This is a genomic window from Methylocystis rosea SV97 (assembly GCF_000372845.1).
Taxonomy (GTDB): domain Bacteria; phylum Pseudomonadota; class Alphaproteobacteria; order Rhizobiales; family Beijerinckiaceae; genus Methylocystis; species Methylocystis rosea.
In genome coordinates this window covers 299,032-323,604 of the sequence record NZ_KB889964.1, presented here as the reverse complement: position 1 = coordinate 323,604, position 24,573 = coordinate 299,032, and the positions used below count along the sequence as shown (strand labels likewise).

Annotated in this window: 13 protein-coding genes and 1 tRNA gene; 6 read left to right on the top strand and 8 right to left on the bottom strand. The window is 64.6% G+C overall.

Features of this window, described 5'->3' with window-relative positions:
* Positions 1-37 precede the first annotated feature (37 nt).
* Both A3OO_RS24480 and A3OO_RS0120565 read left to right on the top strand, forming a co-directional pair.
* Positions 38-1,114, top strand: coding sequence for a hypothetical protein (locus tag A3OO_RS24480; protein ID WP_245257248.1), 1,077 nt, complete (start codon positions 38-40; stop codon positions 1,112-1,114).
* Positions 1,115-1,228: 114 nt separating this feature from the next.
* Positions 1,229-3,001, top strand: a complete 1,773-nt coding sequence (locus A3OO_RS0120565; RefSeq protein ID WP_018409729.1) for a hypothetical protein — start codon at positions 1,229-1,231, stop codon at positions 2,999-3,001.
* A gap of 145 nt (positions 3,002-3,146) precedes the next feature.
* On the opposite strand, the gene A3OO_RS0120560 is transcribed toward A3OO_RS0120565, so the two are convergent.
* The 5 genes from A3OO_RS0120560 to galE all read right to left on the bottom strand — a co-directional run bounded on the left by A3OO_RS0120560 (position 3,147) and on the right by galE (position 6,772).
* Positions 3,147-4,238, bottom strand: coding sequence for an IS5/IS1182 family transposase (locus tag A3OO_RS0120560; RefSeq protein ID WP_018407228.1), 1,092 nt, complete (start codon positions 4,236-4,238; stop codon positions 3,147-3,149).
* Positions 4,239-4,743: 505 nt separating this feature from the next.
* Positions 4,744-4,820, bottom strand: a tRNA-Arg gene (locus A3OO_RS0120550).
* A gap of 77 nt (positions 4,821-4,897) precedes the next feature.
* The gene (locus tag A3OO_RS0120545) at positions 4,898-5,365 is read right to left on the bottom strand and encodes an SRPBCC family protein (RefSeq protein ID WP_018409727.1); all 468 of its coding nucleotides are present in this window, start codon (positions 5,363-5,365) and stop codon (positions 4,898-4,900) included.
* Between the two features lie 2 nt (positions 5,366-5,367).
* Positions 5,368-5,697: an ArsR/SmtB family transcription factor gene (locus tag A3OO_RS0120540; RefSeq protein WP_018409726.1), complete on the bottom strand. Its 330-nt coding sequence runs from the start codon at positions 5,695-5,697 to the stop codon at positions 5,368-5,370.
* A gap of 85 nt (positions 5,698-5,782) precedes the next feature.
* Positions 5,783-6,772, bottom strand: a complete 990-nt coding sequence (gene galE, locus A3OO_RS0120535; RefSeq protein WP_018409725.1) for a UDP-glucose 4-epimerase GalE — start codon at positions 6,770-6,772, stop codon at positions 5,783-5,785.
* Between the two features lie 215 nt (positions 6,773-6,987).
* On the opposite strand from galE, the gene galU reads away from it, so the two are divergent.
* The 4 genes from galU to murA all read left to right on the top strand — a co-directional run bounded on the left by galU (position 6,988) and on the right by murA (position 10,821).
* Complete coding sequence (galU, locus tag A3OO_RS0120530) at positions 6,988-7,872, top strand: UTP--glucose-1-phosphate uridylyltransferase GalU (protein ID WP_018409724.1); 885 nt, start codon at positions 6,988-6,990, stop codon at positions 7,870-7,872.
* A 173-nt stretch (positions 7,873-8,045) separates the two neighbouring features.
* A complete protein-coding gene (locus A3OO_RS0120520) occupies positions 8,046-9,266 on the top strand; it encodes a beta-ketoacyl-[acyl-carrier-protein] synthase family protein (RefSeq protein ID WP_018409722.1) in 1,221 nt (406 codons plus the stop codon).
* Between the two features lie 53 nt (positions 9,267-9,319).
* Complete coding sequence (locus A3OO_RS0120515) at positions 9,320-9,526, top strand: hypothetical protein (RefSeq protein ID WP_018409721.1); 207 nt, start codon at positions 9,320-9,322, stop codon at positions 9,524-9,526.
* The gene (murA, locus tag A3OO_RS0120510) at positions 9,526-10,821 is read left to right on the top strand and encodes a UDP-N-acetylglucosamine 1-carboxyvinyltransferase (RefSeq protein ID WP_018409720.1); all 1,296 of its coding nucleotides are present in this window, start codon (positions 9,526-9,528) and stop codon (positions 10,819-10,821) included. The genes A3OO_RS0120515 and murA overlap by 1 nt, the downstream gene beginning before the upstream one ends.
* 133 nt (positions 10,822-10,954) lie before the next feature.
* Here murA and A3OO_RS0120505 read toward each other — a convergent pair whose 3' ends face one another.
* The 3 genes from A3OO_RS0120505 to A3OO_RS0120495 all read right to left on the bottom strand — a co-directional run bounded on the left by A3OO_RS0120505 (position 10,955) and on the right by A3OO_RS0120495 (position 24,443).
* On the bottom strand, positions 10,955-13,213 hold the full coding sequence (locus A3OO_RS0120505; protein WP_342446772.1) for a transglycosylase domain-containing protein: 2,259 nt from the start codon (positions 13,211-13,213) through the stop codon (positions 10,955-10,957).
* Positions 13,214-13,431: 218 nt separating this feature from the next.
* Positions 13,432-19,281, bottom strand: a complete 5,850-nt coding sequence (locus A3OO_RS0120500) for an alpha-2-macroglobulin family protein (protein ID WP_018409718.1) — start codon at positions 19,279-19,281, stop codon at positions 13,432-13,434.
* The gene (locus A3OO_RS0120495) at positions 19,278-24,443 is read right to left on the bottom strand and encodes a hypothetical protein (protein ID WP_156824983.1); all 5,166 of its coding nucleotides are present in this window, start codon (positions 24,441-24,443) and stop codon (positions 19,278-19,280) included. Before A3OO_RS0120495 ends, A3OO_RS0120500 begins: the two co-directional genes overlap by 4 nt.
* Between the last annotated feature and the right edge of the window lie 130 nt (positions 24,444-24,573).

The window sequence follows — 24,573 nt, the reverse complement described above, 5'->3', positions numbered from 1 at the left end:
GCCCTGCGGCCAGATCTGAGGCGGGCCTGCTGTTACATTGCTGTCGGGAGGGCGACACCAAGGTATTCTTCGCACTAGCAAGGAGTCCATTCAAAAGATGACGTCGGCCAATGCAACGCGCCATGCAAATGAACGCAAGAAGCTCTTTGTGCACATCGGCATGTTCAAGACCGGCACTACAGCCATTCAGTATTTCCTCCAGGAGAACATGGAGAGGCTGTACGATCAGGGGGTTCTCTATCCAAAAACGGGGCGTCATCCGCACTCGCCCGTCCAGCACGGTTTGATCGGTGAGATGTTCCTGCCCCAGCCGCTTTCTGCGGGCGACTTCACCTTGCCAGGCCCCATCGATCGACAATCGACGTTGAAGGCGCTGCTCGACGAGATCGAGTCCAGCTGTGCTTCGCGCATAATCCTTTCGGCTGAAGCGCTGTGCATACTTCCGGCGGAAGGCGTCAAGGAGTTTGGGCAAGGGTTCACGGATTTCGATATCGTGCCGATAGTATATTTCCGCAACTTCGCGGATTTGGCGGACGCCTCGTACCAGACTCACGTCATCCACAACATTACAACCAAGCCTTTCAGCGAAATGGGCTTCGAACATTGGGTCGACATGGACCTCGTTGCGATGTGCCGCAACTGGAGCGCGATCGCGTACGACGGCAGGATTCTGGTGCAGGATTACGACGACCCTGACGAGCGCAACTCGATTCTGACTTTCGCCCGTATGACCGGTCTTGACATGAATAGGCTTGGCCCCCCGGACCGCGAGCAGAGACTGAACGTGTCGGTCAGCGCGACCCTCGTGGCGATCAAGAGCGAGCTTGTGCGCGGCGGCGCATCCGTTCTCGAGGCGGATCGTTTACTGGCTCAGCTTCAGATTCTTCCATTTGCGGAGCGGCAGACAATGCTGCCGCCCGCGTTGAACCGCGATTTGCGCCAAGCCTATACGAAGCAGCTGAGACTGCTCGCGGCCAGCGAGTTCGTCGTAGGGCTGGACGCAGTCAGGCTCGAACGGGAGCCGGAAGCGCCGCCGGAAAAGATTCAAATATCGAATCTGGTCGACGCGCTCTTCTCGATCGGACGGGCGGTAGCCCGCATGAAAAGCGCCTAGAGGATTTAACGACGAGCTTGATCGTCCATGAGCCAACCGGCGCATCATGGGCAATACGGTCGTGTCTCGAACTCTAATGCTGAGTCCGGTCGAGCCGGCGCCAAGAGGAACCGAATGATGGGCCGCTCTTTCGCGCTTGTTCTCCCGCGCGTGCTGTCTCTCGCTTTGGCGCTGATGGCGCCGCTCGCGCAGGCGCAGACCCTCGCGCCCGATCCGCAAACGCCCAACGCCTTTACGCCGCTTGCGCCGAGGGGCGACGGCGGCTGCTCCATCCTGCCGACGAACGGCGCGCCCGCCGCCGATCTCGGCCGCGACTGCGATTTCGCATTCGACGCGGCCTCTGGCCAAGTCTGGGGGCCGAAGCAGGCCGGGCAGTGGGGGTCAGGCGTCGTCATGGTGGTCGCGGCGCGGGCTTTCGCCGACCGCGCGTCCGGCGCTAACGTCATCGACGCTCAGTTGACCGGCCGCTCGAGCATCACCAACCCAACCCCAGCGCCTGGTTCGATCGCGGACACATATTCGGATTGGGGCGGCGCGCCCGGAAGCAACTGGAGCGTTCAACATTTTAATCGCATTCTATGCGGCGTCAGCAGCGCCACTGCGGACAATTTTCCGCCGACGACGAAGAGCTGGGCGGAGTCCGCCATCACGGGCTGGGATTCGACCGGACAGATCGCATGCGCCTCGACCATCGGCGCGGCGGCGGGCAATTTCGCCACGCGCACATCGGATCATCGAACTGCGGTTGGAAAGAGCAGCACAGGATCGGACGCGATCAACGCGCTTGCCATAAATGACGACACAGCCGGATACGCCATCGCCGCAGGCTCAGTCTCTCTCGCCTGGCACAAGCCGGGCGCGCTCGGCGTCACGCTCGCTTCACAGCTAGATATCACTGCAGCTGGGGCAATAGCGGACGTTCACCCCGCTACGGCTGCGTGGCCCCGCGGGACGGCCTTAGGGCAACTCATCACGTCCGGAGCCTATCCCAGCGCAGGACGGCCTTTGCAAAATCCAACCGCTGCGATCGCCTTTTGGCCCAGCGGGGCCGGACCCGTTTTTCGAAAGGGAATCGTCGCCGGTAAGTCGGCGTTCGATACCTCCGTCGGCTCTGGCGGGCGCGGCGTCTTTGCCGAACTCAGCGCGGGGCAGTCTGTTCGGTGGATCGACGACTCGAACGCCGTGCAGGCGGAGATGTGGGGGCAAAATTCCGCTGGCGTTGTGGCGAAGCCCAGCGTTCTCGTTTATGCCTCTAACGCAAAGATAAGAGTCAACGATACTGTTTCCTTGGAGACTGTCCTTACGCCTGCGGGATTGTCGTCTGGCGGAGGACCGCTTTATCTGAATCGAACCGGCGCACATGATGTGAATGTCGGTGGCAGACTGAACACGGTTTCCCTCGGACTTAGCGCGTCCGGCCTCAACAACGTTACAGCAGCGGGTTCGATCGGGCTTGGCTCTGGCGGAGTCGACGACCGAATTCATATGGACGCGGCGGGAAACATTTACCCCACGGTCACGAACTCGATTGTCAATGGCGCTTCGACTGCACGATGGTCGGAAGTCAATTCAACAAAAAGCTATGCACTGAATCAAATGGCGTATCCGGCGCTTCCGTCAATTGCTTCATGCGGGACAAGTCCTCCTGCTGTATCGCCTGGCAGCTCGAATAACGCGGGACGTTTCACGCTCGGAACGGGTTCGCCCACGGGCTGTGCGATCACATTCGCAGATGCGTTCCCAAACAATGCATATTGCACCGTTACCGTCGCGAGCGCCTACAAAGGAACCTATTACATTTCTGGACAAAGTAAGACGGGATTCGTTGTGACTCTTAGCGCGCCGACGGATTCCGTCGTTTTCCAATACACCTGCTTGGGGAATTGACCCTGAGGAAATCAGCTGGACGCCTCCAATAACCCTGTTTTCTTGGGTCGATAGCGCGGCATGACGCGGATCGACGTCTTCGCGCAGGGTGACATTTGGCCTTGCTGCGTCCCGTGCGTCGTTGAGCGGCGGCCATTCCCGTCGCTCATATTCCTGACGCGGGCGCCCCTCGCTCGTGCAGCCATACGAAGCGGCGCATGTTGTAGGCGAGATTGGCGAGCCCGATCTTGAGCCGCGCCCGCGCCAGGCCGATGGTTCGAACGAACAGGCCCATCAGCCCCTTCTGATGCGCGAACACATGCTCGACGGCGCTACGCACTTTCGACTTCTGCGCATTGGCGAAGCGCGTGCGCTCCGGCATCGCCTTGCCCTTGGGCTTCTTGCGATGAATGCGCGAGACGAAGCCGCGCCGCAACAGCATCGCTTCATTCTTCGCCGAGCGATACGCCGTATCTGCATAGACCTCGCTCGCTGTGTTGGCGCGGTCGAGAACATCCTCGAGCCTTGCGCCGTCATGCGCGGCGGCGTGTGTCGCCGTCCATTTGCGGATCAGCCCATGCGCCCGGTCGATCGACACATGGTTCTTGTATCCGAAGGCGGGGATGGCGAGATCGACCGGCGGAACCGAGCCGTCCTCCCGCACTTTGGCTTTCGTGTATTTGACCGTCCAGCGCGCATCGCGATCTTTCTGCGCGAGCTTCGCCGGCTTGTCCTTCCAGCCCTCTGGAATGCGGCCGTCCTTGATCGCCTGCTTCTCGCCGTTCGTATTGCGCTGCTTGGGCGCGGCGACAATCGTGGCGTCGACGATCTGGCCCGACATCGCGAGAAAGCCGGCCTCGCGCAGCGCTGCGTCAAACTGCTCGAACAAGACGTCGGCCGCATTCGCCTTCTTCAGCGCCTCGCGGAATGTCCAGATCGTATTGGCGTCGGGAACGGCGTCGGCTAAACCCAATCCGAGAAAGCGCATGAACGACAGACGGTCCTTGATCAGATATTCGCAGCGCTCGTCCGACAACGAATGCATGGCTTGCAGGATCAGCACCTTGAACATGAACACATGATCGAACGGCGGACGCCCACCCTTGGAGCGATCGGCGCGCGGCACTGCCGCCTCCAGCGCCGCCCGGAACATCTCAAAATCGACCAGCGCCTTCACGCGCTCAAGATCGTCGCCTTTGGCCGACAGCTCCGCCAGCCGTTCGTCGACGTCGAAAAATCCGGGCGTTCCCTTCGCCATGGCCGCGATCCCCTTGCGACATGACCAAGTGAATCAACTCAACGCCGATTTGGCCAGAGGTTTTTGGAGGCGTCCAGCTTTTGGAAACGGCTGAAATGTCGGCATCGCAATGATTTCGTTGTCCGGGCCGCCTATCCCCTGCAGGCGGCCGACGACTCGGTGTGCACGGAAGCAGCCGCAGCCGTACGTTCGCACCCGTGCGCTATTTCTCTGCTCAAGGATTCACACAGGATAGGCCACTCACGTCGACAAAAACTCTTTTTTGAGCAGTCGGTAAAGCCTGTCAGCCGACGCCATCAACGAGCGCACGATCGCGGACGCGCTTGGCCAGCGCACGATTGAAATGGCGCGGCATTATGCACGCGGCGCAGACCTTCGACCCAAGATGCGAGGCGTGGTTGCCAAGTTCGACGAAGAGCTGAACAAGCGCCGAACAAAAACTGTCAAACCTAGCTGAGGAATTTTTCAAACCTAGAACATTGATATTTATAAGTCTTGATATTATTGGCGGTCCCGAAGGGATTCGAACCCCTGACCTTCGGTTTAGGAAACCGCTGCTCTATCCTGCTGAGCTACGGGACCGCGTCGCCTCTCTCTAGCATAGAGCGCGTTTTTGAAAAATTGCGTTATGGGCTCGTCGGCGCCTGCGGGCGTGCTCCTCAGGAAATATTCCGCGCCACTTCTTCGAGCTGCGCGATGCAAGCGCCCCAGCCGTCGTAGAATCCCAGCTCTTCATGGCGTCGGCGTTCGGCGTCGTCCTTGTGCATGACGCGGGCGACGTAGCGCGTGCCGGCGCCCTCGTCCGCCATGGTCAGGATCGCGGTGAACGCGAGCCAGGGCGAGGCGGGACGCCAGCCGCCGACCAGCATCGAGGTGAAGACGATGCGTTCCTGCGGCGTAATGTCGAGAAAGCAGCCGGGATTGTCGCTTTCTCCGCCATCCGGACCGCTCATGAACGTGTGAAAGGCGCCGCCGGGACATAAATCGAAGGCGCGGACCTCCGTCGTCCAGGGTCGCGGGCACCACCATTCCTTCAAGAGCGCCGGGTCGGTCCAAGCCTTCCAGACGCGCGCGCGGGGGGCGGCCACGAAGCGGGAAATTTCAAGGTCCAGTTTTTGATCGCCCATCCCTAATCCTCGCTTTTTTCCAGGAACGCATCCAAACGATCGAAGCGCGCCTCCCAATGCGCGCGTTGCCGCGCGAGCCACGCCTGCGCGGCGTCGAATCTTTTTGGCTGGATGCGGCAAGTGCGCACGCGCCCGACCTTACGGCTCGTCACAAGCCCGCTCCGCTCCAGAGTTTGCAAATGCTGCATGACCGCAGGCAGCGACATGTTGAGCGGCCTGGCCAAGTCGCTGACATTCGCCGGCCCGCGCGCAAGGCGCTCGACCATGGCCCGCCGCGTCGGATCGGCGAGCGCCGAGAACATGCGATCGAGGCTCTCGGAACGCTTAGGCATCTGCTTAAGTATCATTGCGCGGCGTCAGCGGCAACAAAAACTTCACAAACCGCTTAAGTGTTGGGCGGACGATTACGGCGCTGCATCAGTCGCCGCGCGCGATCAGACGCTTTTCCCACTCCAGCGCCTGGCGAACGATCTCGTCGAGGTTGTCATGCTGCGGCGTCCAACCGAGCGTCCGGCGAATTCTTTCGTTTGCCGCGACGATCGCCGCGGGGTCGCCCGGCCGTCGCGGCGCCATCTCGACGTCGAAATCAACGCCGGAAACCCGCTTCACCGATTCGATCACTTCGAGAACGGAAAAGCCGCGCTCATAGCCGCAATTGGCGGTGAGATTGGCGCCGCCGTCGCGCAGATAACGCAAGGCGTCGAGATGGGCGCGCGAGAGGTCGGTGACCTGGATATAATCGCGCACGCATGTGCCGTCCGGCGTCGGGTAATCATCGCCGAAAACCTGCAGCTTCGGGCGCAGGCCGAGCGCCGTCTGCACGGCGACCTTGATGAGATGCGTGGCCTCGGGCGTCGATTGCCCCGAACGCCCCTTCGGATCCGCGCCGGCGACATTGAAATAGCGCAGGGCGACATAGGCAAGGCCGTGCGCGCGCGCCGTATCCTCCAGCATCCACTCGACCATGAGCTTCGATCGCCCATAGGGCGAAACCGGCTTCAACGGCTCGTCCTCGCTGACCGGATTTTGCAGCGGGTCGCCGTAGACGGCGGCGGTCGAAGAAAAAATGAAGCGTTTGACGCGACGCGCCACCGCCGTCGCGAGCAGGGTGCGCGCTTTCGCCGTATTGTTGAGATAATAGCCGAGGGGATCGGCGACGGAGTCGGGAACGACGATCTTTGCGGCGAAGTGAATGATCTCATCGACGCCGTGGCGCTCGATCAGATCCGCGACGAGATCCGCGTCGCCGAAATCGCCGACGACGAGCGGCGTCCCCTCCGGAACCGACCAGCGAAAACCGGTGGATAGATCGTCGAGCACGACGGGCGGACCTTCGCCGGCGTCGAGCAGTTCGAGAACCGTATGACTGCCGATATAGCCGGCGCCGCCCGTAACCAGAACCGTCATGCCGCAACCTTCCTCTCGTATCTTCGACAGATGTTCACGCCGCGGTCCTGACGCCTCATGTCTTTTGCGCCGTTCGCGTCGCGAACTCTACGATCCAGCCAAATCGTGCTAAACGGCCGAGTTTCAAGCCGCCTTCGGTCGACCTGGGCGAGTCGCCTCCGGAGCGATTCGCCGCTATCACCCCTTCGCCGTCTCACCTCTCAACGGGCTTCTCCATGAGCAAACGCATTCGCAAGGCTGTTTTCCCCGTCGCCGGCCTCGGCACGCGCTTTCTGCCCGCCACCAAGGCCGTGCCGAAGGAGATGCTGACCGTCGTCGACCGCCCGGTCGTGCAGCACGTCGTGGACGAAGCGCGAGAAGCCGGAATAGAGCATTTCATTTTCGTCACCGGGCGCGGCAAGGGGGCCATCGAAGATCACTTCGACATGGCCTATGAGCTTGAGGACACGCTGCGCCGCCGCAACAAGTCCAAGGAATATGAAGCCCTGATGTCGGACCTGCCGGCCGCCGGGGCGACAAGCTTCACCCGTCAGCAGGCGCCGCTTGGCCTCGGCCACGCCGTATGGTGCGCGCGCGACATCATCGGCGACGAGCCCTTCGCGGTGCTGCTGCCCGACATGATCACGCTTCCGGCGCGGGGCCAGAACGCGCGCTGTCTCGCCGAGGCGGTCGCGGCCTACGAAAAACACGGCGGCAATATCATCGCGGTGGAGGAAGTGAAGCCGGAAGAGACGCATCAATACGGCATCGTCGCGCGCGGCAAGGATTATGGTTCGACCTTCGAAATCACCGGCATGGTCGAGAAGCCGCCGCAGGGAACCGCGCCCAGTAATTTCATCATTTCCGGTCGCTATATTCTGGAGCCGGAAATTTTCGGGTTGCTCGAAAAGCATGAAAAAGGCGCTGGCGGCGAAATTCAGCTCACCGACGCCATGATCCATCTTGCGAAGACACGGCCCTTCCACGCCGTACGCTTCGACGGACGCACCTATGACACGGGCTCAAAGCTCGGGTTTCTGGCGGCCAATGTGGCTTTTGGGCTGGCGCGGCCGGACGTCGCGGAGGGCCTGCGCGCCGAGCTGAAGAAGTTGCTTGATTAGAGCGTACATCCAGAAAAGACAGTGGCTTGTGAGCGTCTTGGGCGAACGGCGGCTCTTGTCTGCGGCGCGGTCCGCCGTTTGACGCCGGCGCGCGCCTCATTAAACCTTCAAACGATTCTTAAGATCGGCGCGTCGCCGCGCGCGGTTGAAATCAAGCAAAGGATTGAACATTGATGCCGCAACAGGGCGCCGCGCGTAGAATCGTCATTACCGGAATGGGCGCGGTGTCGGCCGCCGGCATTGGCGCGACGCCGCTGTGGCGCGCGGCGCGCGACGGCGTGTCTTGCGTGCGCCCGCTGAAATCGGAGCGCCCCTATGTGGGGCGAATCAAGATCGCCGCGCAGGTCCCGGATTTCGATCCCGCCGCCTTTCTCGAAGCCGAACTACTCCCCTACTGCGATCCCTTCACCCAATTTTCCATTGTCGCCGCAGATGAAGCGCTGGCGCAAGCCGGGTTTGAGCGCAAGGCGGTCGGCGGGCCGCGCACGGCGGTCATCATCGGCACCGGCATCGGCGGCGCCACGACCATCGATAATAACGCCTATCTCGAATATAAGCTCGACGGCCGTCCCGATACGTTGACCGTGCCGCGCCTGATACCGAGCGCCGCGCCGACGACTCTCGGCATGCGCTACGGCGCCAAGGGACCGACCTTCGCGCTCGCCTCCGCCTGTTCCTCGGCGGCGCAGGCCATCGGCGAAGCCTTTGAAATGCTGCGCGCCGGCCGCGCCGATCGCGCGATCGCGGGCGGCGCCGAAGCCTGCGTGATCAACGGTTCGATTCGTTCGTGGGAGGCGCTGCGCGTTCTCACCCCGGATCTCTGCCGCCCGTTTTCGTCAAAGCGCAACGGCATGACGCTTGGCGAAGGCGCCGCTGTCTTCATCCTGGAGACGCTGGAAGGCGCGCTGGCGCGCGGCGCGACGCCGCTCTGCGAACTCGCCGGCTATGGCACGACAAGCGACGCTTTCGATCCGCTGCGCGCCGATGTCGAAGGCCCGTCGCGCTGCATGCGGCTTGCGCTCGACAGCGCCGGACTGGAGCCCGGCGACGTCGACTATCTCAACGCCCATGGCACCGCGACCTACGCCAATGACATCACCGAGTCCCTGGCGATGCGCGCCGTCTTTGGCGACGCGCCGCCGCCGGTTTCGTCAACGAAACCCGTGCATGGCCATGCGCTCGGCGCAAGCGGCGGGCTGGAGCTCGTCGTGACGATTTCCGCGCTGCGCGATCAAATCGCCCCGCCGACGATCAATTTTCTTGAGCCTGACCCCAAATGCGCGGTCGACGCCATTCCCAATGTCGCGCGGCAAATGCCGATTCGCGTCGCGCTCTCGAATTCTTTCGCCTTTGGCGGCATCAACGCCACGCTCGCCGTGCGGGCGATGATTTAATCGGGTAGGGCCCTAGAATCGCAGGAGTTTTGCACGAGGGGCGGTCGACCGCGATGACAGAGAACGACGAGCAGGGCAGGAGGGGCGCCCCAAAAGGGGCGGATTTTAGCCCGAAGTCTAACAGCGAGCCGAAGAAGAAGGCGGCGCTTGCCGCCGCCTTGCGCGCCAATCTTGCCCGTCGCAAGGCGCGCGAGCGCGCGCTGCGGGACCAGGCGCCAGCGAAACACGGCGAGGACTCGAAAACCGACAGCGAGGGGTGATGGATAAGATCAAGATCGTCGGCGGGACCAGGCTCAATGGCGTGATCCCGATTTCCGGCGCGAAGAACGCCGCCTTGCCGTTGATGATCGCATCGCTCCTGACGCGCGAAACCGTGACGCTCGCCAACATGCCGCTCCTCGCGGATGTGATGCTTCTCGAGCGCATTCTCGGCAATCATGGCGTGGATTACGCCATCGCCGGCAAGCGCACCGGCGAGTCCGTCGACGCCGGCCGAACCGTCCATCTCACCGCGCGTGAAATCGTCGACACCACCGCGCCCTATGATCTCGTCTCGCGCATGCGCGCCAGCTTCTGGGTGCTCGCGCCGCTTGTCGCGCGTTGCGGCGAGGCGCGCGTATCGCTGCCGGGCGGCTGCGCGATCGGCACGCGGCCGGTCGATCTGCTGCTCATGGCGCTGGAAAAGCTCGGCGCCAAACTCGACATCGAAAATGGTTACGTCGTCGCCTCGGCGAAGAACGGCCTTGTCGGCGCCGAGATCGACTTTCCTAAAGTCACGGTCGGCGGCACGCATACCGCGCTGATGGCGGCGTCGCTCGCGCGCGGGACCACCGTGCTGCGCAACGCCGCGCGCGAACCCGAAGTCGTCGATCTTGCCGACTGTCTCATAAAAATGGGCGCGCGCATCAAGGGCGCCGGCCAGTCGACGATCGAGATCGAGGGCGTGGGTTCGCTTTTCGGGGCAAGACACGCCGTCATGCCCGACCGCATCGAGGCGGGCACCTACGCCATGGCGGTGGCGATGACGGGGGGCGACGTTCTGCTCGCCGGCGCGCGCGCCGATCTTCTGCAGGCAGGGCTCGACGCCCTCGTGCAGGCCGGCGCCAGCATCACCGAGACGAATGAAGGACTGCGGGTGACGCGTAACGGCGCCGGCATTTCGCCGGTCGATGTCACGACGGCGCCCTTCCCGGCCTTCCCGACCGATCTGCAGGCGCAGTTCATGGCGCTGATGACGCGCGCCAAGGGCGTTTCGCGCATCACCGAAACGATTTTCGAGAACCGCTTCATGCATGTGCAGGAGCTCGCGCGGCTCGGCGCTCAAATCAAGCTTGAAGGGGACACGGCGATCGTGACGGGAGCCGATCACCTCGATGGCGCGCCGGTCATGGCGACAGATCTGCGCGCTTCCGTCTCGCTCGTCATTGCGGCGCTCGCCGCGCGCGGCGAGACGACGATTAATCGCGTCTATCATCTCGATCGCGGTTTTGAGCGCCTGGAGAAGAAGCTGCGCGGCTGCGGCGCGGAAATCGAGCGCATCACCGCGGCGGGGTGAGCGATCATTTTTGGGTTCTGTCATTTCCGACGCGCGATCACGAATCAGTAAAACCGTACTGTGATGATGACGCTCCCCTAGATCCCGATCAGGCCTTCAGCCTTTCGAGATTGACAGAGATGATAAACACCCCTCACTCGATCACAACCCTCACTGCGCGCGACGTGACAGGGGCGAGCGCGAGCCGCGCCTGAATGCGGTGCGCGCCGGGCGTCATCGGCCAGAACACGGTCTCGTTCGCTTGCGCCGTGGCGAAAGGTTCGCCGTCGATCGTCCAAACGATCTGCGAATCTGCGGCTGACGGCGCGAGCTTCAAGGCGAGTCGGTTGAAGCGCTCGGGCTGCTCCGGGTTTCGCCAGATATGCGTGTTGTGTTCCGGCGTCGTGATGACGAGCGGCGCGACGCTCATCGCTCGAGAGTTGCACATATGATCCGCTTCCTCACGCTGAGGAGCGCCTGAAAGGCGCGTCTCGAAGGCTGGCGGCGCGCAGAGCGCTGTTTCCGGAACATCCTTCGAGACGCCGCTTCGCGGCTCCTCAGGATGAGGACGCGGATCTTGCGTCTGGCTCCAATCGGCGTCTTCCGGCTTCACCCATTCGCGCAGCGTTTGCGCGCAGTCGGCGCCATCGCCAGCGCGACAGAGGTCGATGGCGATTCGTCCCGGCGGCGGCGCAAAAGTTTCCGGCGCGATGTCTCCGGGCTTGGCGTCTTGCAGCTTCGCCAGCACGCCATGGGCGAGCCGCGCCGCCGATGACACGCCCGTCATCGCGCGCATCGCGCCGGCGTCGCCGCGCCCGATCCATACGCCGACGATGAATTTATGCGAAAAGGCCATCGTCCAGGCGTCGCGATAGGCTTGCGACGTGCCGGTCTTCACGGCGACCGCGAACGGATATTCGAGCGGCCCGTAGCGCGGAAAGGACGGAAGCCGCGCCTGCGGATCAGAAAGCATCGAGGCGATCAGCCGTGCGCTGTCGACCGACAAGACGCGCCGCGCCGGTCGTCGCGATTCGTCGCGCGTGAACGCAAGGTCGCGCATGATCCCATCGTCGGCGAGGGCGGCATAGGCGCGCATCACATCTTCGAGCCGGGTCGGCAGCGCGCCGATCGCCATGGAGATCCCGAAACTCTCCGCCGGCGTTTCGAGATCGTGCAGGCCGAGGTCGCGAAGGAAATTGAAATTCGCCTCAAGGCCCACGCGCCGCAGCAGATTGGTCGCCGGCACATTGCGGGAATTGGCGAGCGCCTGACGTGGCGTGAGCGGTCCAAGATAGAGCCCGTCGGCGTTCGATACGCCCGAGGCCCCTTCGGGAATATCGTTCAAAAGATCCGTTGTCTTGAGAACGCCGCGCTCGAACGCCAGCGCATAGATGAAGGGCTTCAATGTCGAGCCGGGAGAACGCCGCACGCGGGTGAAATCGAAGGCCCCGGCCTGCGGGTCGTTGTAGTCGGAGGAGCCGACGTCGGCGATGACGGCGTTGGTTCCGCGCTCGACGACCATCACCGCGACCTGCCGCGCGCCGCGGCGGCGGAAATTCGATAGATAGCGGCGCGCGAGATGCAGCACGTCTCGTTCGATGGCCAAATCGATCGTCGCATTGATGCGTCGGTCGCCTTCCGCCGCCGGCCGCGCCAAGCCTTCATGCGCGAGCGCTTCGTAGCGCAGCGCCAGATGCAGAGTTTCGGGACGCCGCTTGGCGTCGAGCGGGCGCATATGATCGAGTTCGGCGCGCGCCAGCGCCGCCTGCGCGGCGTCGAGCGCGCCTTCGTCTTCGAGCCGCGCGACAGCATATCGCGCGCGCGCCGTCGCCAATTTAAGACCGCTCTCGCGTGTGATGTTCATCCGTCCTGGCGATTGCGGAATGGCGGCGAGCAGCGCCGCCTGCGCCCAGGAGAGGTCTTCGACCGGCTTGTCGAAATAAAAACGCGCGGCGTAGGCGACGCCATGTCCGTTCAGCCCATAGGGCGCAAGGCGCAGATAATGCGCGAGCGTCGCGTCGCGTCCGTGGCGCGCGACGATGGCGAGCGCTGTTCCCGCCTGCATCAGCTTTTCGGCGAAGCTGCGCGGCCTCTCCGTTTGCATCCGCGCAACCTGCATGGCGATCGTCGAGGCGCCTTCGCGTCTGCCGCGTGAGGTCAGATTGCGCCATGCGGCGCGCAGCAGTGCGCGGACGTCAACGCCGGGATGATCGTAAAAGCGGCGATCTTCGAGAGCGAGCGTCGCGCGCGCCACGCGCTGCGGAATGGATGCAAGCGGCCAGTAGCCATAGTTGACGTGCGTCGTGTTCGTCGCAGGATCGCGAGTCTTCTCGCCGATCTGCGTGAGAAAGGCGCCGTTGCGGTCATAGACGATGGCGCTGGCGCGCGGCGCGACAAGCTCGGCGCGTGACAACGCCTCGCGCGAGAGCCAGGCGGCGGTTGCAATGAATGTCGCGATGAGAGCAAGAAAGATGCAGTTCGCGAACCCTCTCCCGCTTGCGGGAGAGGGTGGCCCCGCGAAGCGGGGTCGGGTGAGGGCGAACCCAGCGACCCTCATCCGTCATGCTTCGCATGACACCTTCTCCCGCAAGCGGGAGAAGGCGCGCGTCGGCGTGACGTCGCTAACTTTCATTACTTCCCAATCTCCAGCCGCGCGCCGGCGCTCGTCGCCCGAAGGCCCTTCTTGTACATCGCCTCGACAATCGCTGGCGGCTGCGTATAGGCGCCCGCCGTCTGTGCGCGGAGGCGGAAGGCGAAGCGGTAGGCTCCCTTCGGCAGCGAATCATAGGCGTAGAACACCCGGTCATCGCCGAAGGCGACCCATGTCGGCGGCAGCGACGGCGCAATTGAGGGCTGCGCTTCAGCAGGCGCCGTGGCGAGATTGGGATTGAGCGGCTCGAAGCCCGCCGCGAGCGGGATCGAGATCGCGATATGGGTGCGATCTTCGGGATTGACCACTTCCGCCGTCTCTTCGATGAGGTCGCCCTGCTTCACCTGCAAAACGCTATCGCGAGCTTCGATCTTTTCCGGCGCCTTGCCGCTTTCGATGCGCCAGCCCTGCCGCGTGATCGTAAAGCCGTCGCTCGTCGCCTGAGCCTTGGCGCCCGGCTCCGCCGGCATGTAGCTTGTCTCGATCATCGCGACGAGCGGCGCGTTGGAGCCGTTGGCGATCTTCAGCGGCGCGTCGCTGCTGGAGACATGGCGCACGACCGGCGTATTGGCGTCGAGCGTCAGCGCGCGATCCTGTCCGCCATCGTTGAAGGTCACGCCGATCGCTGCGGTCGGCCGCCGCCACCCCTCGGCGAGCGCTTCGATGGCGGCGGCGTCGGCGTTGGTCGTTCCCCAGCCGTCGCCTTCGCCAAGCCGCAACAGAGCGTCGCGCAGCGCATTGGCGCGCGGATCGCCTGAGGCGGTGAGCGCCGCAGCGCGCACCATTTCGGCGAGGCTACGAGTCTCGGAAGGCAGAATGATCGGCGAAGCGCTTTCCGACGCCTGTCCCGCATAGACCTGCAGGCCATTGCGGCTGGCGAATTTCACGCGGCTCCACATCGTGTCGATCAGCGACGCGAGCGCGCGCTGATCGACATTGGGCAGAAGCGCGGCGGCGGCGGCCATCTGCGCGACGCTGAGATTGGGCAGGAAGTCGGCGCGCCGCGAAAATTCCGCGACATAAGAGTCGTCGAGCTTGCCGCCTTCAGCGAGCGCCGAAAGCGCCTCGACGCGCTCGCGCAACTCATCGCCCGAAAGCAGTCGCGGATAGTCGGAGCGCAGTGACAATTTCAGGATATTGGCGAGACGATCCAGTAGCGTCTTGTCGATCGGCTCTCCGGCGCGTTCCGCCCGCGCAAGGAAGTCATAAGACCAGGCGGTCAGCGAGACATTGCCGCGCGCCCGCGGCCAGAAGGCGACGAGCCCGTCCGCGTCGATCGACTGGTCGATGATTTGCGCCGTCGATTTCACATTGGCGGAGACGCGAACCTCGAGCCCCGCCGCCGCGAGAATTGGCCCGAAGCTTTTCAGCGCCAGACCGCCGCGCGCGAGCGACAGGCGTTGCTCGGTGCAGCCATAGGGATATTCGACAAGCGCGTTCAACCCGGCGACGAGCTTCACGATCGACGGATCGGCGGCGACGATCGTCTCGCGCGAGAAGCTGCCCGGCCGCGCCTGCTCGCCAGTGGGAGCAATCGTCTTGGTTTCGCCGGGCGCGATCTCGACCAATTCGAAGCGGCGCGTCGCTTCGCGATCCTGCTTCACCGGCAGGGCAATTTCGACCGCGTCTTTCGCGCGGTCGGCGTCACGCTCGATACGGAAGCCGAGCGTCGCGGCGCCGGCGAGTTGCGCCGGAGCCGCAGCGCGCAGATCGACGCGCACTGGTCTGTTCGGCGCCCATTCGATTTTGCGGCTGGTCTCGCCCGTGAGCGTCAGCGCGGGCGCCGCGATCGACGCCTTGCCGGCGCCGCCGGGTCCTTCGACGACGCGCGCGACGAGGCCGATGTCGAAGGAGTCGCCCGGCCGGATGAATCGCGGCAGCGCCGGCTGCGCAACGAGCGCCTGACGGATCAGCATCTCGCCGCCCGCCGCGCCGAAACGATCTGGCCCGCTCACCGCCTTGGCGCGCAGCTTGAACACGGTCAGCGTATCGGGAAGCTGCACCTTGATTTTGACGACGCCATCGGGGCCGATCTTCACGCTCGGCAGATAGATCGGCACAGGCGTGAAATTCTTGCGCACGGAGATATTGTTCTCGGCGCCCCATTCCTGCAGCTCGTCGCCGTCGCCGCCGGCGATCTCTTCGAGCGGAATGACGCCGAAAGCCATGTTGCGCGTGTCGCGCGCCGCCATTTTGGTTTCGCGCTCGACGATGAAGTCGGGCAGCGGATCGAGCGGGCGTTCCTTTGCAAGCGACAGCACCGCCTGATCGACCATCCAGAAGGTCGCTTCGCCGGCGAGCGGCTTGCCCGCGTCGTCGGAAAGCCGCAGGGCGACCTCGACCGCGTCGCCCGGGCGCGCCTTCGTAGGATGGTCGAGCTTCACATTGACGATGTTCTTGACCGGCGTCACCTCGATCCATTTCGTCGCTGCGATGGTGACAGGCTTGCCCTGGTCGAAGCTCGCCGTCGGCTGCGGCGGCGCATCCTTCAGCCGCCCGCGCATGATCAGGAAATGCACGGCGAGCTTCGGCGTCTGCTCCTTTTTCACCGGCAGCGTATAGCGCCCGAAACCATTGCTGATATCGACGAACTCATAGTCGTAGACGCCGTTCGGCTGTTCGACGATGGCGAGGGCGCGCGCGTTCTGGAACGGCGACTGGATGATGAGCGTCGCGGACTCGCCCGGCGCATATTTGTCCTTGTCGGTCGTGATCGTCGCGGATTCGGCGGGCGGCCGCGCGAAAGTGACAGGCGTATCGCCGCCGACGAAGAAGTCGACGCTCACCTGCTGCCGGCGCTTGAGCCTGTCATAGGCCTCGAGCTGCACGACATAGACGCCGGCGTCGTGCGTCGCCAATTCGACCTTCTGCGCCTCCTTGGCGCTCGTCACCTTGCGTTCGATCAGAACGTCGTCCTGCGTCTGCGTGACATATTTCGCCGCGCCCTGCGCGAAGTCGGAGGCCTGCAGCGTTGAAATCCAGTTGCGCTTGATGAGCCGCAGCGTCATCTCAAGACCGACGACCGCGTCCCCCTTGCCGTCAATGGCGATGAGCTCCGGCGTCACCGCGCCGGGACGCTCGACATAGCGGGGCGTCTTCACGCCGAGCACGAAGGGCGGCAGCGCGATGACATTCTGCACATTGCGCACTTCGATGCCGTCGTCGCCCGTCACCGTCGCTTCGATGGAGTAGCGGCGTGGCTGCGCGGTCGGCTCGATCGCGGTGTCGAAGGTCATGCGCGCGGCGCCGCCGGCGTCGGTGCGCTGATCGCGCTCGAGCACCGCGGTCGATTTAAACTTGCCCTCGCCGGAGAAACGCGCGTCGGTCGAAAAGAGAAAGCCTTCGCGGCCGGGCGGCGTAAAGACATGCGGGAACTGCGCGGCTCGCCATTTGACGGGGCGCTCCGCCGCAAGTCCGCCCGCGAAATAGCGGGCGAGGAGATCGACGTCGAAAGTCCCGTCGAGCGCAACGGTCTGCGGCGCGTTGAGCACGACCTCAAACGTCGGCAGGCGATAGGCTTCCTTCTTGAAGGTGAACTGGCCGCAGGAAATGTCCTGAGCCGGCTCCGTCGCTTCGCTCTCTCCCTCAGCGGCTTCCTCCGTTTCGGTCTTCTGCGCTTCCGGCTTCTTCGTCTTTTTCGGCGCATCCGGTTCGAACCGCGCAGAATAGTCGCCGGTCGCCTGAGTTTGCGCGTCGAATTTGTGATAGAAGCCGCCGGAGGAGTCGAGCTTCACCGGAATGCGCCATTCCTGATTGGCGGGCCCTGTCACGACAAGCGTTCCGCCGGTCTTCGTCAGGCTCAGCGCCCCGCCGCGGTAGCTGCGCACGAAGCCTTTGATGTGCGCGAATTCTTCCGGCCGATAAATGGGCCGCTCCGAGAAGAGATGGCAGAGCGTGCGCGGCTTTTCGGCGCGCGGCTGGTCAGCCTCGCTCGTCCAGGCGAGCCATTCCGATTCCGGCTTTGACCATATTTCCCGCGAATATTCCGATGGCGCGCTGTTGGGGTCGATGACGAGCGTGTCGAGCCCCTTGTTAGCCACGATGCGGCGCGCTTCGCCGGCGCCGCGCTTGTCGGGCGTCCAGGAAAGGAAGCCGGAAGCGTCGGTCGTTCCGCTCGCGAGCGTGACGAATTTTTCGTCCTTGATTCCTTCGACGCGGATTTGCACGCCGCTCACGGGCTGCGTCGTCGACAGCGACGTGACCGCGAAACGCACCCGCGTCGGCTCTTCGATGGCCGACAGCGAGAGATCTGTGATCTGCACGCGCAGCCAGCGGCGCTTGTCGTCATCAACCGCGCGCAGGCCGACGAGATAAGTCCCCGGCTGATCGCGGCCGCTGACTTTGGCGAAATCCTCCTTGAGATCGACGCCGAATTTCGCATCGGGGCCGTTGCGGCGGATTGGAAGATCGACCAGCCGCGACACCGCGGGAGATCCAAGCGATTTGATGCGCTGCTTGATCGCCTCCGCCTCGATGTTGGCGGTCTCGCTCCAGGATTTCGGCTCGTTGCCCGGCAGAGGCGGCGCATCGGAATCGCTCGTCTCGACGCCATGCGCCGGGAAGGGAAAGAAATCCCGCGACAGCGGATCGACGGCGTGGATGCGGATGTCGGCGCGATCATAGCCGCGCCCGCGCAGCGGCAGAAGTTGCGGGCCCAAGCGCTCGGCGACGCCATAGCCCGCGTCCCATTGCAGCGCCGGCGCGTCGCGCGTGAAGGCGAAGCGCTGCGAAAAGGCGCTCGCCAGCGCGCGTCCTTGCGAGTCTTTCAGCGCGCCTTGCGCGATGGAGAGTTCGTAAATCTGGTCCGACAGGAATTTCGCGACCATGCGCAGTCGCCTGCCGTCTGTTTCGACGGCAAGATCGTCGACGGGCGGCGTGATGCGCAGCGCCTCGCGCGCGCGCAGAATGTCGATCGTCTCGGGCGTCGCACTAAAGGAGAGCGTGAGCTGCCGCTTGCTCGCCGGCGCATAGGGGATGGCGGCGGCGTCGCCTTCTTCGTCGCCGCTCTCGGGCGTCGTAAGATAGGATGCGCAGCGCAGCACGTTTTCGGCGCGGTCGTCGCTCCAGCCGTGGCCGCAGCTCGCCTCAGTCGCCGCGAAGGGCGGAGCGGTGCGCAGCCGCAATTCATAGGTCTGGTCGTCAAGTCCGGCTTCGTCGGAAAGCCGCAGCCGCAGGATGGCGACGCGGCCGTCGGCGATCCGTTCACGGAAACGGATGACGTAGGTCTGCTCCTCGGCGCGCTCGCCCCGCTCCAGCGCGCGGATCTCATAGGCCGAAGCGCTGAGCATTTGTCCGCCTTGCGGCGAAACGCCAGGCGAAGGACGAACTTCGATCGTGAGCAGCCGCGTCAGCGCGGCGACGTCGACCGGCTCGGCGAATGTGAGGGCGATCTGCGTCAGTTCGAGCTGCGGATCGGCGCCCTCGGCTGGATTGGTGGAACGCGGCGTCGGCAGCAGCGCGACGAGTCTGGTCTCCGCCGCGCCGAGCTTCACGTCGACGCGCGACAGCGGTCTCCAGGCGTCGGCGGGACGAAACTGCAGCGCGCGCGGACCGAGCCAGCGCCATTCGCCGGCGGGCTGCGGGGTCATCGTCACAAATTTTTGCGGCGTGTCTTCCGCTCCGCCGGCCTTCGGCCCCGTGTCGCTGGAGAAGAAGACCGTCACCGGATCATAAGCGCGCAAAAACCGATCCGGCGCGACGCGCGCGCCATCGGCGCGTTGCACGCGGTCGAACACGGGCGGGGCCTCGGCGCGCAGCGGCGCCGCCGCGCCAAGAAACGCGCAAAGAGAGAGAAGCAGAAGTTTTTTCATCGCCGCGCCTTTCGAAATCATTGCGCCTTGCTTTTCTTCATGCCGGCCTTGTCGAGCAGCTCGGCGACGATCTCCGCAGGCGGCGCGTTCACAGGCGGCGACAGCCCGACGATCGCGACACGGATCGTCGTCGCAGGCGCCTCGGCGGGCGTGCGCGCCTCGATAAAATAGCGGCCCGGCGAAAGCGTCATCGTTTGCGCGACGCCTTCGCCAAGCGCCTTGCCTTGCGCATCCATGAGCCGCGCGCTGACGCGGTCGGGCTCCGCGCGCACGCCAAGGCCGATGTCGCGCGCTTCCTTCACCTCGAAGCTGAAGAGCGCGCTTGCGCCGGGCGAAATCGCCACCGCGTCGTTCACGCCTTCATGCGCCTCGATGACGGGCTGCGTCGAAATATCGAGCATGCCGGAGAGCGCGCCGTCGTAGGGCGCGTAAATGTCGAGCGTCGCTTCGCCCGGCTTCATGTAGCGATGAAGATCGACGCCATTCGCGAAGGCGTGCGTCTCGCGCCTGCCGTTCTGGGTGAAACCGACGATCGCCGGCGCGGCGCTTGTCGCTCTCAACAGCGCAGGTTTGTCGCCCTTGATCGAAAAGCGCATCGCCGCGCCCTCCAGCGCCACGCGCTGCGGAAGATTGAGCGTGCGCGCCGAAGCCGCGGGCCAGGGCGATGCGCCGGCGCGCTCGATCCAAAAGGCGACGAGGCCAGGGCCGTGTTCGATAATCGCTTCGCCGGCGCCGTCGAGCGTAATGTTCTCGCCGTGCGTGATCCGACCGCTGTTCGCAATGACGGTCGCCTGCGCGCCGCTGACGATTAGCCTGTCATTTTTCTCAGCGTCGAGCGGCAGCGACATCTGTCCGGCCGCCGGGAAGAACCGCGTAAATGCGCGCGTTGCGTCGAGCCTTTTGTTCTCGCCCGGCTCGCGCGCGATGCGCGCCGGCAGCGGCGTTTGCGTCATGTTGACGAGAAGCACGCGCGATTTGACGCCGTGCAGAAGGCGCGACGTGGCGGCGCTGTCGCCAAAGACGACGCGCGGCTGCGCAAAGGCGGCGAGTCCGCCCGCGAGGTCGAGCGCGAGCGGCCCCGCGGCTTCATCCATGTCGATAGGCTGGGCGCTCATCGGCGGGACGATTCCAGCGAACAACGCGCCGCCTTTGATCGCTGGCCGGTTGTCGACGTCAATGGCGCCAAGCGCGACGCGCATCGGCGCGCTGCCTTCACCGTTCCAAAGCGCCAGCGGCGAGTCGCCGGCAAGCGCCAGCGCCGCGCCCTTCGCCACGCCGACGCCGCGTCCGCCATCAAGCGCCGGCTGGGCGAAGGCGGAGCGCGCAAGCCACAGCCGCAGCTTGCCGACGGCTGGCGCGAGCGGAACGAGATGCGCCCGTTCGGCATCGCCGATCTCGAGCGAAATCTCGGCGCCCTTCCAATCGAAGGCGGCGACGTCGATTCGCGACGCGCAATCGCCCCGGCTCATCAGCCATAGTTCCTGCGCTTGCGGCGCGAGCGGTCCGGAGCGCGCCGCGCGCAACAATGTCCCCGCCATCGAGCCGGCGGCGATGTCGTCCTTCGACGCTAGGGTTACGAGGGCCGCGTCGGGCGTTGCGATCTTGGCGACGCAGACCCCCGCGACGCCGTCAACCGGATCCAAGGCGACTTCGCCAAGCTTGCGCGCGCGGCGTTCGATTGCGCGGACGGCGAGCGTGATCGGCGCGTCTTCGCCGCCGATCGCCCACACGACCGCGCGCATTTCGGCGTCGTTGGCCGCAGGCCATGCGGCGGCGGGCGCGCGTCCGCGCTCGACCCCGATGGCGCGCCATTGGCCGTCGGCGTCGCGCCGTTCGATTGAGATGGCGACGTCGGCTTCCGAACGCGCCGCGATGAGCGCGAGACTCGCCGAGGGAGCAGGCGGCAGAGAAAGGATATGCGCGCCGGCGCTGTTCAGCGTCTTCTCGCCCGAGAGCGCCAGTGCGCCGTCATTCTTCTCAATGGGCAGCGCCAGGCGAAGCTCGACGCCGCTGAGAGGCGCGTCCTCGCTTTCCGCGGCTTCTCCTTCATTGGAAACTTCTTCGGTTTCCTCGCTCGGCGCTTCTTCAGTCTCCACTGGGGCGCTTGGCTGTGCGCCGAGTCGTTCGAGTTCGAGCCGGTAATTTCCCGCTGGCAGGCGTCGCGACAGCGCGACATTCCAATCGTCGGCGCGCGGCTGCAGGCGCTCGATCACGTCGCCCCCGCCGTCTTTCAGCACGCCGATTGTTTCGATGTCTCCGAAGCTCGCAAGGTCGACGACGCTGTCATTCGCCAGCGAAAAATCGACGTGCGTCGGCGGTTGGACCGCACGCGGCGCATCCGGCTGCAATTCCTTCGAATTGAGTGAAATCTCGTAGTCGAGGCGATCGTCATGGGCGAGGCTTCGCGCCTCAACCCGATAGTCGCCCGCCGACAGCTTCGATTTGAACGACCTTCCCGCAGCAACCTTGCCGACGCTCTCCTTCTCGCCTTTGAAAATTTCGCCAGCCATGCCTTCGCCGATCGAAAGATCAATCTCCGCGTCGCCATGGAGCGCGAAGCGCCAGACGTCGGGCGCACGCGGCGCGTCGCGCGCCTGCGGCTCGCGCCATTGCAGTTTTTGTTCTTTGCCGAAGGGCAGGGGATGCGGACCATGGCCTTCGAGCGCCTTTGCGGCGATGATGGGCGTCAGTCGCGCAACCATGCGCGCTTCGACGTCTCTCGGCATGACGACCAGCCGATAGGCGCCTTTCTCGAACCGCCGCGTCAAACGCTGCATTTCGCCCGGCGCTGCGAGCGGCCAACCGTCGGCGTCCTCCAATCTCGCGCGCCATTTCTGCTTCAGGCCGAGAAGCTCGATGCGGTATTCGCCCTCGCGCGTGATCTCGATCGGCACGATGGCGCCCTTGCCGGAATCGAGCGTCGAGCGCGCGATTCCTGCATCGACAAGCTTCGCCGTCGGCGCGAGCGTCGCAGGCGAGACGGCAAGGCCGAGATGGCCTGAAGACTCCTTCGCTGTTACGGCCGCGCGATAGCCGCCGGCGCGCAGAAAGGCCGTCACCAGCGCGTTGTCGCCAGGCCCATTCGCTTCGCCTTCGCCAAGACGCGGCGAGACATTCGCGCCGACGCGCAGCGCGGTCTTCATGCGCCCGAGCGTTTCGACCCGGTAAAGGCCGCCTTGCGCGACGTCGAAGCGCAGACGTTTCGTTTCGTCGCGGCCAAGATCGAAAAAGGCCGGACGCGCGACTGAGGCTGAAAGCGGGGTGGACGCGGGCTTGCCTGCTTCATCCACCTTTGCCGGCGTCGGTTCGGCAACGAAGATGAGGCCCAGCGCGCGCGGTTTTTCGGAGGCCGCGATCTTTATTGTCGCCAGACGCTGCTCATTCTCTTCCCTTTGATCGGTGAGGGTCAGCACGACGTCGGCGTTATGCCCATCGTGCGCAATCACCTTGCCGGTCTTGGGCAGCCGCGCCGGCAGCGCAATGTCTTTACCTGCGTCCTGCCAGAGCGCCAATGGCGCCTTGTCGAGCTCAACGGGAAGCGCGACGACGCGCGGCCCGGTTAAGAGTTGCGGCGCGACATTCGTCAGGATGAGATAGGAGCTGTCCCTTTCGAGAGTCTGCGTCGCGAAGGAAATCGTGGAGCGTGAAGGCGCCGCCGCAGGCGCAGATACAGAGAGTCCGGGCGGGCCGAGCGTCACGTCGATCACGCCGCCGGAATCGCCCTTCGGCTCGAGCTTGAGAAAATAATAGCCCGCCTGGAGATCGTAGCGCGCGGAGTCCTTGCCGTCTGCGCGGGGCGGCAGCGCGCCAAGCGCCGGTTCGATCGAAGCGTCGACCTTGACGCCTTTCGCATCGATCGCGACAAGTCCATCGCGCGTCGCCTCGAAGAGGATCGATGTCGGCCCGAAGAGATTGAACTTTCCCCGCCACGCTTTTCCGGCGCCGATGCGCGGCGCGTCCGAGGCGATCACCCGCGTCTTGCCGTCCTTCTCGATCCGCGCAAAGAGCGCCGTGGCAGGGGCTTCGTCGCCGCCGTCGCCAGCAAGATCAACGCCGACGAGATGCGGTCCAGACGCTTCGAATGTTTCGCGGTCCGACTGACGCAGTCCACGCAGCGTGAACGCCTGACCCTCGTAGCCGGAGACTTCAAGACGCGCGTTTGTCTTGCCGTCGGACGCGAGCCTTACGTTTGCGGACGGCGTGCGGCTGTTCTTCGAGATCGTCGCAATATCTTTGACTTCATTGCGCCGCGCTTCAATCCGCGCCGGCGTCGTCTGCGCGAGGTCGAGACGAAAGGCGTCATAGCTTGCCGGCGCGCCGAAACGCTCGGCGCCGAAGGGGCCGATCACGCCCTCGGCGACGCCCGCCGCGAGCAGCGCCGGCTCTTCAAGGCGCAGCAAGAAGGGCTGCCCCGCGTCGCCTTGCGCCCAGACCAGCTTTTCGCCGCCATAGGCGGTGACGACATAGCGGCCCGGCTCCAGTGCGCCTTCAACGCGCAGTCGATTCATCGCGCGGCCCGGCTTTGTTTCGACCGTCTCCTGCTCGAAGGCGAGATCGACGAGTTCGCCGTCGCTACGCCAGACGCGCAAGTCGCTGAGCGCCCGGCCGATCGCCTCAAGGCTCACGCGACCCTCTGCGCCGACGTCGAAGGAATAGGAGCGTTGCTGCAGATCGCCGAGTTCACCGCTCTGGATGCGCCCTGGCGCGAGCGTCGGCTTCGACGGGCTGGCTTCGACGAACGCCTGCGCGGAGAGCGCGGCCTTGCCGCTCGCGCCTTTCACGCCGAAAACCCGTAGCTTGTAGACGCCCTTATCGAGCAACGCGTCGATGCGTCCGTCGCGCAGGCCGGGCGCGCCGCTTGAATCAAGCGGGCCGGCGATCATGTCAACGAGTTCGATGCGCGCGCCGGAGGGACTTTTTGCACGAATCGAATAGCGGCCTGGCGCTGGCACGGCGATGAGACTCGCGCCGTCGCGGTCCGCCGCCAACTCGCTTGGCGTAAAGCTGATCGAGCTTGGTTTGGCTCTTGTCTCGGCGATTGCATTCTGCGTGGCGCGCCACAACGGCTGCGCAAAATACGCCGCAAAGGCGGCGACAAGAGAAAACGCGATCCGCCGCATGAGCGCACCGTAAGCCAGCGGCGGACTTGCCGGAAAGGCCGCGCCGCCGCTGGAATGAAGCATAGGCCGCGCGCCGCGTCTGAGTCGAGAGCCACGCGCCTCTCGCTGCGCCGACGATTCGTCCATGCCGCTGTCCCACGTGCTTGTTTGGCCGGCGCCATTTGGAGCCGGCGGGAATATCTTTTAGGCTAGG